We start from the raw sequence: 6548 nt of genomic DNA, 5'->3' as shown, positions 1-6548 counted from the left end.
TGTGTATAAGATACATGTATTACTTTCATTTGTCGGCGTTTTTTGGCCTGACTCAGCACAAAGCTATTTTGGTGCGATCCAGAATTGGTTCGTTACTCAAGCAAGCTGGCTATACATTTTATCTGTTGCCATTTTTCTAATTTTCCTCGTTTTCATCATGTGCAGCCGCATGGGTGACATTAAGCTTGGCCCCGATCATTCAGAACCTGATTACACGTTTGGTTCATGGGTTGCTATGCTATTTTCTGCTGGTATGGGTATTGGCCTGATGTTCTTCGGCGTTGCCGAGCCAGTAATGCACTTCATGTCACCACCTGTTGGCGATCCCCAAACAGTTGAAGCAGCACGCGAAGCAATGAAGCTCACCTTCTTCCATTGGGGCTTACATGCTTGGGCAATTTATGCTGTTGTGGCGCTGTCACTTGCGTACTTCTCTTACCGTCATAAACTACCGCTACTACCACGATCTGTATTACACCCACTGATTGGCGATAAGATTTATGGACCAATTGGCCACGCTGTCGATATCTTTGCCGTTATCGGTACGCTCTTTGGTGTTGCAACATCGTTAGGCTTTGGCGTATTGCAAGTCAATGCTGGCTTCAATTACTTATTCGGCCTGCCACAAACAGTTGAAGTCCAGATGGGCTTAATTGCCGTCATCACCCTGTTTGCAACTGTATCTGTCGTATTGGGTCTCGATGGTGGTATCAAACGTCTGTCTAACATCAATATGTCACTGGCAATACTACTGGTTACTGTAGTTATCATTGCGGGCCCAACCGTACTTATTTTGCAATCTTTTGTGCAAAACACAGGTAGCTACCTAAGCGATATTGTGAATAAGACTTTTAACTTATTTGCTTACGAGCCAAAAGCTGACTGGATTGGTGGTTGGACACTACTTTATTGGGGTTGGTGGATTTCATGGTCACCATTCGTCGGTATGTTCATCGCCCGTATTTCACGTGGCCGTACCATCCGTGAATTCTTGATTGGTGTGCTGCTACTACCTTCATTGTTCGGCTTCTTATGGTTCACCGCTTTTGGTAACACTGCAATTGATGCCATTATGAATCATGGTGCCACCTACCTTAGCGACGCTGTAAGTAGTAATGTACCTGTTGCACTATTTAAGTTCTTCGAGCACATGCCGTTATCTAGCTTATTGTCTATGATGGGTGTGTTACTGGTTATTACTTTCTTCGTTAGCTCGTCTGATTCAGGTTCACTTGTTATTGATACACTGACATCTGGCGGTGCAGAAGAGCCACCTGTTTGGCAACGTATTTTCTGGGCTGTGACTGAAGGTGTTGTTGCGGCAGCATTACTTGGTGCGGGCGGTTTATCTGCCTTGCAAACCATGACAATTGCGAGCGCCTTCCCAATCATGATTCTGCTTTTAGTGTTCTGTTACTGCTTGTTTATCGCACTACGTAACGACTACCTATTGCAGTCGAGTGTGCAAAATCACAATACCTCGGTGCAATACACCAAGACAAGTGTGAGCTGGAAAGATCGTATTTCATCATTAGTCAGTCACCCGAAAAAGGCAGAAGCTAAAGCCTTTATCGATGAGACAGCAAAGCCTGCGTTAACTTCATTGGCTAACGAAATGAAATCTCAAGGGCTGGCGGCACGCATCCAAATTCTGGATCCTGAACGTGTACGTATGGTTATTGAGAAAGAAGGTGTAGAGGATTTTGCCTACGGTATTCGTCTGCGTCGCTTTGTATTACCAACCTATGTCAATGAAGAGCAAAGCACTTACTACCGCGCAGAAGTCTTCTTATTGCAAGGTGGTCAACAATACGATGTATTAGGCTATACCCAAGAGCAAATCATTGCTGATGCAATTACACAATATGAGCGTCATATGCATTTCTTGCACTTAGCTACATCTGAAAATGTTGCAAGCAAAGCTGGCTAGCTCAACTTAGCTCTTAAATAAAAGCGTTATATATTTAAGAACACTAAGACTTAAACCAGATTAAGCCCTTAATACTCAGGTTATCTTCCTTTGGTATTAAGGGCTTTTTTTAATCATAAAATGAACGAATCTAGCTGAAAATCAAATCACTTCCTGCTTTCTTTATCTGAAAATGAACCCATTCATAGCTCTATCAGTATCAATAAGGACATAACTAAAATTCATACAGGTAATCATTAACATGCAGATATTGATCATTGGAGGCTCAGGTGGAATAGGATCGGCACTTATTTCGCATTTTCAAACGCTCTACCCTGCTGCCACACTATACGCAACATATCGAACCGCAATGCCCAATGCTTTTCAGCGCAAGAGAGCTGTCACTCTTGATTCAAAATTACAGTGGTTCAAACTTGATATCACTTCAGAAACAGAGGTGAAAAACCTCGCAGAACAATTACCTAAGCTCGATATCATCATTAATGCTGTCGGTATATTGCATGATAATTCCCACCTTCCCGAAAAAACGGTAAATGAGTGCGACCTCGATTTTTTCCAAAAAAACATACAAACAAACGTGATGCCTACCATCTGCTTTGCGAAACATTTTTCCCGCCACCTTAAATCATCTACACCAACTTTTTTTGTTGCTCTATCTGCAAGGATCGGCAGTATTTCAGATAATAACCTTGGTGGGTGGATCAGTTACCGCAGCTCAAAAGCGGCACTGAATATGGCAGTAAAGACCATCAGTATTGAGTGGAAGTACAAACTGCCACGCTGCTGTGTTGTTGTTTTTCATCCGGGCACAACAGATACATCACTCTCTAAGCGTTTCCAACGTAAGATTCCTCAGGAACAGCTGCAAACACCTCAATTTGTCGCTCAATCCTTAGCGCAATTACTCACACAGCTGACACCTGAAGATAGTGGGAATTTCTATAGCTTTGATGGCTCGATCATACCTTGGTAAGCCACACTTAAGGCAGCTAGGCCCCCATCACATATGACAGTTCGACCACACTTTCATGACGCTAGCCATAATTTACTTTAATACTGACCCAAGGAATATCTATCCCTTCGTGCTATCAGGCTGTCACACCACTTCCTTAATGTAGATCTTATCTTTTAGTTAATAAGCCCCTACAAATACGGAGATGCACCCAGGCATGAATAAGCAAACAATCGCCGGACTGTTTTTAGCGACTACATTAGTTGGTTGTAATAGTGACAATAACTCATCAAACGTAGAGCCTAAAGAAACTGAAATAACCAAACTCAACATTATCACGGCAAACCTTTGGCTTAGCTTAAGCCAAAACTTTAATAACGAGAGTGCATTTCATACTGCTGTTGAAGAGTTTAAATTTGCGAAAGCAGATATCCTACTACTGTCTGAAGCGTCTGGTATTAGTGCTCGTTTGGCTGAATCATTAGGTATGTATTATTGGCAAGGTGATGATTCACACACAACAACGGGCATCTTATCTAAGTACCCTATAAAGTCGGTATTTAACGATAAACCTGAAGATGGCTACGATCAGAGCGGTAATATTGGAGCAGTGCTTGATGTAAATGGCCGCGATGTCGTTGTTTGGGCAAATCATCTCGATTACACACACTACATCACCTACGATGCCCGTGGTGGAAATGGCATCTCTTGGCAAGCACATACTGGCTGCGATCCCGTATCTGATGCAGCTAAATTAGATGCCATGAATGCAAAATCAAAGCGCCCAGCACAAACACAATACATGTTAGATAAGCTAGCGCCTTACATAAAATCGGGAACACCTGTATTCATTGGTGGGGATTTCAATGAAGCATCAGGGCTTGATTGGACCGCGGATACCGCCAATATGTTTGATCATAAAGGCACGGTTTACGATTTCAGCACACACAAAATGATCCGTGATGCAGGACTTATAGATTCTTACCGCGCACTTTTCCCAGACCCCGTATCTCACCCTGGCATTACTTGGCCTTTCCATATTAAAGACAGCTGGACACAAGGTGCTTCTTTTCTTAAAGAATGTGGACGCACGTTAGACGATCGCGATCGCATTGATTATATCTACCATAATGCCAACAACAGTGATCTTAAGTTACTTAGCGCCTCTATTATTGGCCCTAAAGCTAATACCTACTTCGAAGGCCCTCATGGTGAAGATAGCACTTACCAATGGAGCGACCCACATTCAGGATTAATGGTAAACACCCATGGAACACCGTTTTATGGCGAACGTGACTTTGTATCCGATCACCTGTGGTATAAAACAACGTATCAAATTGAAACACCGAAAGACGCAACTGCGACAACATCCCTTAACCTCAACCCTGAATTTTCCAATGTTGTTTTGCGAAATGACGGCACTGATCTCGCCATTGATTTCACCATTTCAAACTTTCAGTTATGGCAAGAAGACCGTACTTATCGCTTAGTGGTGTCTGGTGACTCCACGTCATCGCGCACCAATGGCTGGCAAAGCGAAGTACTAACCGCTAAGCCAAATGGGAAAATGACTATCACGGTCCCACCGTCTGTACTTACAAAACTAAAAACCGAGGCCCAACTTCACAACGGACTTCAGCTACGTATTAAAAGTGCAATTGGTGGCTGGCATAAACAATATGCAGTAAATACCATCCCAACCGAAGAAATTGAAAAAATCATGACTATCCCAGCCCTATAATCGTCAGAGGGCAGCACGAATAATTAAAGGCGTAGGAAATAAAAAACCCCAAAAACACATCTGTGTATTTGGGGTTTCATTTGAGCTTTGTTATTTGCCGCTAGCTTTGGCTGATACTTGCAGGCTAAATAATCGTCTCGTCAATCTATTAACGGTTAAGTGGACGTACGCGGAAGTTACGGCCTTTCATTTTACCCGTTTCAAGCTTACGCAATGCTGCGCGTGCTACTTCACTATGCACTGCAACATACGCGCGGTTATCAAACATGTGAATTTTGCCTACTTGAGAACCATTGATACCGTTCTCACCAGTCAATGCGCCAAGAATGTCACCAGGACGTACTTTTTGCTTTTTACCACCATCGATAAGCAGCGTTGTCATTAATGGACGACGTGTTGGCTTGTCTAGCAAATCCATAGACGGCAATTCTTCACCGTGAATTGAGCGATCTAGGTAATCTTCCAATAGCGCAACTTTGTAATGCTCTTTATCGCTAAAGAGTGAACAAGCAATACCTTTGCTTCCCGCTCGGCCTGTACGGCCAACACGGTGAACGTGCACTTCAGTATCACGTGCAATGTGGTAGTTAATTACTGCATCTAATGCATCAATATCAAGCCCACGTGCAGCGACATCAGTTGCCACAAGAATAGACGCACTCTTATTCGCAAAACGTACCAATGTTTGGTCACGATCACGTTGCTCTAAATCGCCATGCAGTGCTACAGCACTAAAGCCGTACATATCTAATGCATCTGCAATTTCTTGCGCTTCACGCTTTGTATTACAGAAAACAACGGTTGATTCAGGTTGGTGTTGCTGAAGTAGAAGACGCAATGCAATCATGCGGCTTTCATTGTCATCTACTTTGAAAAAGTGCTGTGTGATGCTGCTGTTATCGTGAGTCGATTCAACTTTCACCATCACTGGCTTGTTCATAATATCGTCAGCAATTTCTTTGATTTGCTTAGGATACGTCGCACTAAATAGTAGTGTTTGGCGATCTGATGGCGCTTCATCAACAATAGCGTCAATCGAAGACTGGAAACCCATTTCCATCATGCGGTCAGCTTCATCAAACACTAACGTATTGAGTTCTTCTAAATTCAAGAAACCTTTACGAATGTGCTCTTCTACACGGCCAGGTGTACCCACAATGATGTGTGCACCGTGCTCTAATGAACCAATTTGAGGTCCAAATGGCATACCACCACAAAGCGTCAACACTTTGATGTTATGAATAGCACGTGCAAGTTTACGAATTTCTTTTGCAACTTGGTCTGCTAGCTCACGGGTAGGACACAGCACTAACGTTTGTACACGAAAGCGCTTAACGTTTAAGTTTGAAAGCAAGCCTAAACCGAACGCTGCAGTTTTACCTGAGCCTGTTTTACCTTGCGCAATCACGTCTTTACCTGCCAACATATGTGGCAGACTTTGCGCTTGGATTGGTGTCATCTCTGCGTAACCCATCGATGATAAGTTTTCCAACAAAGCGGGATTCAGGTCAAGTGTAGAGAAAGCAGTCTGGCTCAAGGTTATATCCTATCGTATGCAGAATTATGGTGGCTATGTCGCTCATCGTTATAATGTCGATCAGCAAAAAGCACAGAAACAATAAAGATCGCGCACGATACCAGTTTGTGCGTCACAAACCTAGCGACTTTGCTGCTTTTTTACATTCTTTTGTCTGCGCTCTAGCCAATAAAGCAAAGGAAAGCAGCCGCGAATTTCTAAATCGCCAAATATTCAGTAAATGCATATCAGTACGCAATAAGTGTCACACTAACAATTAAACATCATTATTAATAAGCATAATAACTGCCTATATTGAGCTGCATTACGACGTTCAATCAGATAAGATAGCGATAATTTGCAATCAACTATTTATAAAAAATATGCTTTGTCGTTTATATTTCATCTG

General features: G+C 42.8%; 4 protein-coding genes. 3 read left to right on the top strand and 1 reads right to left on the bottom strand.

All coding sequences use genetic code 11. The annotated features are described in order from the left end of the window. From ASV53_RS21820 to ASV53_RS21810, 3 genes are all read left to right on the top strand, one after another. Window positions 1-1930, top strand: a 1930-nt coding sequence (locus ASV53_RS21820; protein ID WP_141226292.1) for a BCCT family transporter, incomplete at its 5' end; no start/stop codon positions are given. A 241-nt stretch (window positions 1931-2171) separates the two neighbouring features. Then, window positions 2172-2903 carry an SDR family NAD(P)-dependent oxidoreductase gene (locus ASV53_RS21815; RefSeq protein ID WP_094958664.1) on the top strand — a complete coding sequence of 244 codons (732 nt, stop codon included), beginning with the start codon at window positions 2172-2174 and terminating at the stop codon, window positions 2901-2903. A gap of 196 nt (window positions 2904-3099) precedes the next feature. Further along, the gene (locus ASV53_RS21810) at window positions 3100-4623 is read left to right on the top strand and encodes an endonuclease/exonuclease/phosphatase family protein (protein ID WP_141226291.1); all 1524 of its coding nucleotides are present in this window, start codon (window positions 3100-3102) and stop codon (window positions 4621-4623) included. Window positions 4624-4771: 148 nt separating this feature from the next. Here the strand turns inward: ASV53_RS21810 and dbpA are convergent, their stop codons facing one another. Beyond that, complete coding sequence (gene dbpA / locus ASV53_RS21805; protein ID WP_094958662.1) at window positions 4772-6160, bottom strand: ATP-dependent RNA helicase DbpA; 1389 nt, start codon at window positions 6158-6160, stop codon at window positions 4772-4774. Window positions 6161-6548: the final 388 nt, after the last annotated feature.

The organism is Photobacterium sanguinicancri (assembly GCF_002265265.1).
In the GTDB taxonomy this organism is placed as follows: domain Bacteria; phylum Pseudomonadota; class Gammaproteobacteria; order Enterobacterales; family Vibrionaceae; genus Photobacterium; species Photobacterium sanguinicancri.
The sequence above is the reverse complement of the archived record's forward strand: the minus strand, read 5'-3'. Positions and strand labels throughout refer to the sequence as shown.

Excerpts from the sequence above, each read along its gene's own strand:
- ASV53_RS21815 (WP_094958664.1), top strand. The coding sequence starts at position 2,172 with ATGCAGATATTGATCATTGGAGGCTCAGGTGGAATAGGATCGGCACTT.
- ASV53_RS21810 (WP_141226291.1), top strand. The coding sequence starts at position 3,100 with ATGAATAAGCAAACAATCGCCGGACTGTTTTTAGCGACTACATTAGTT.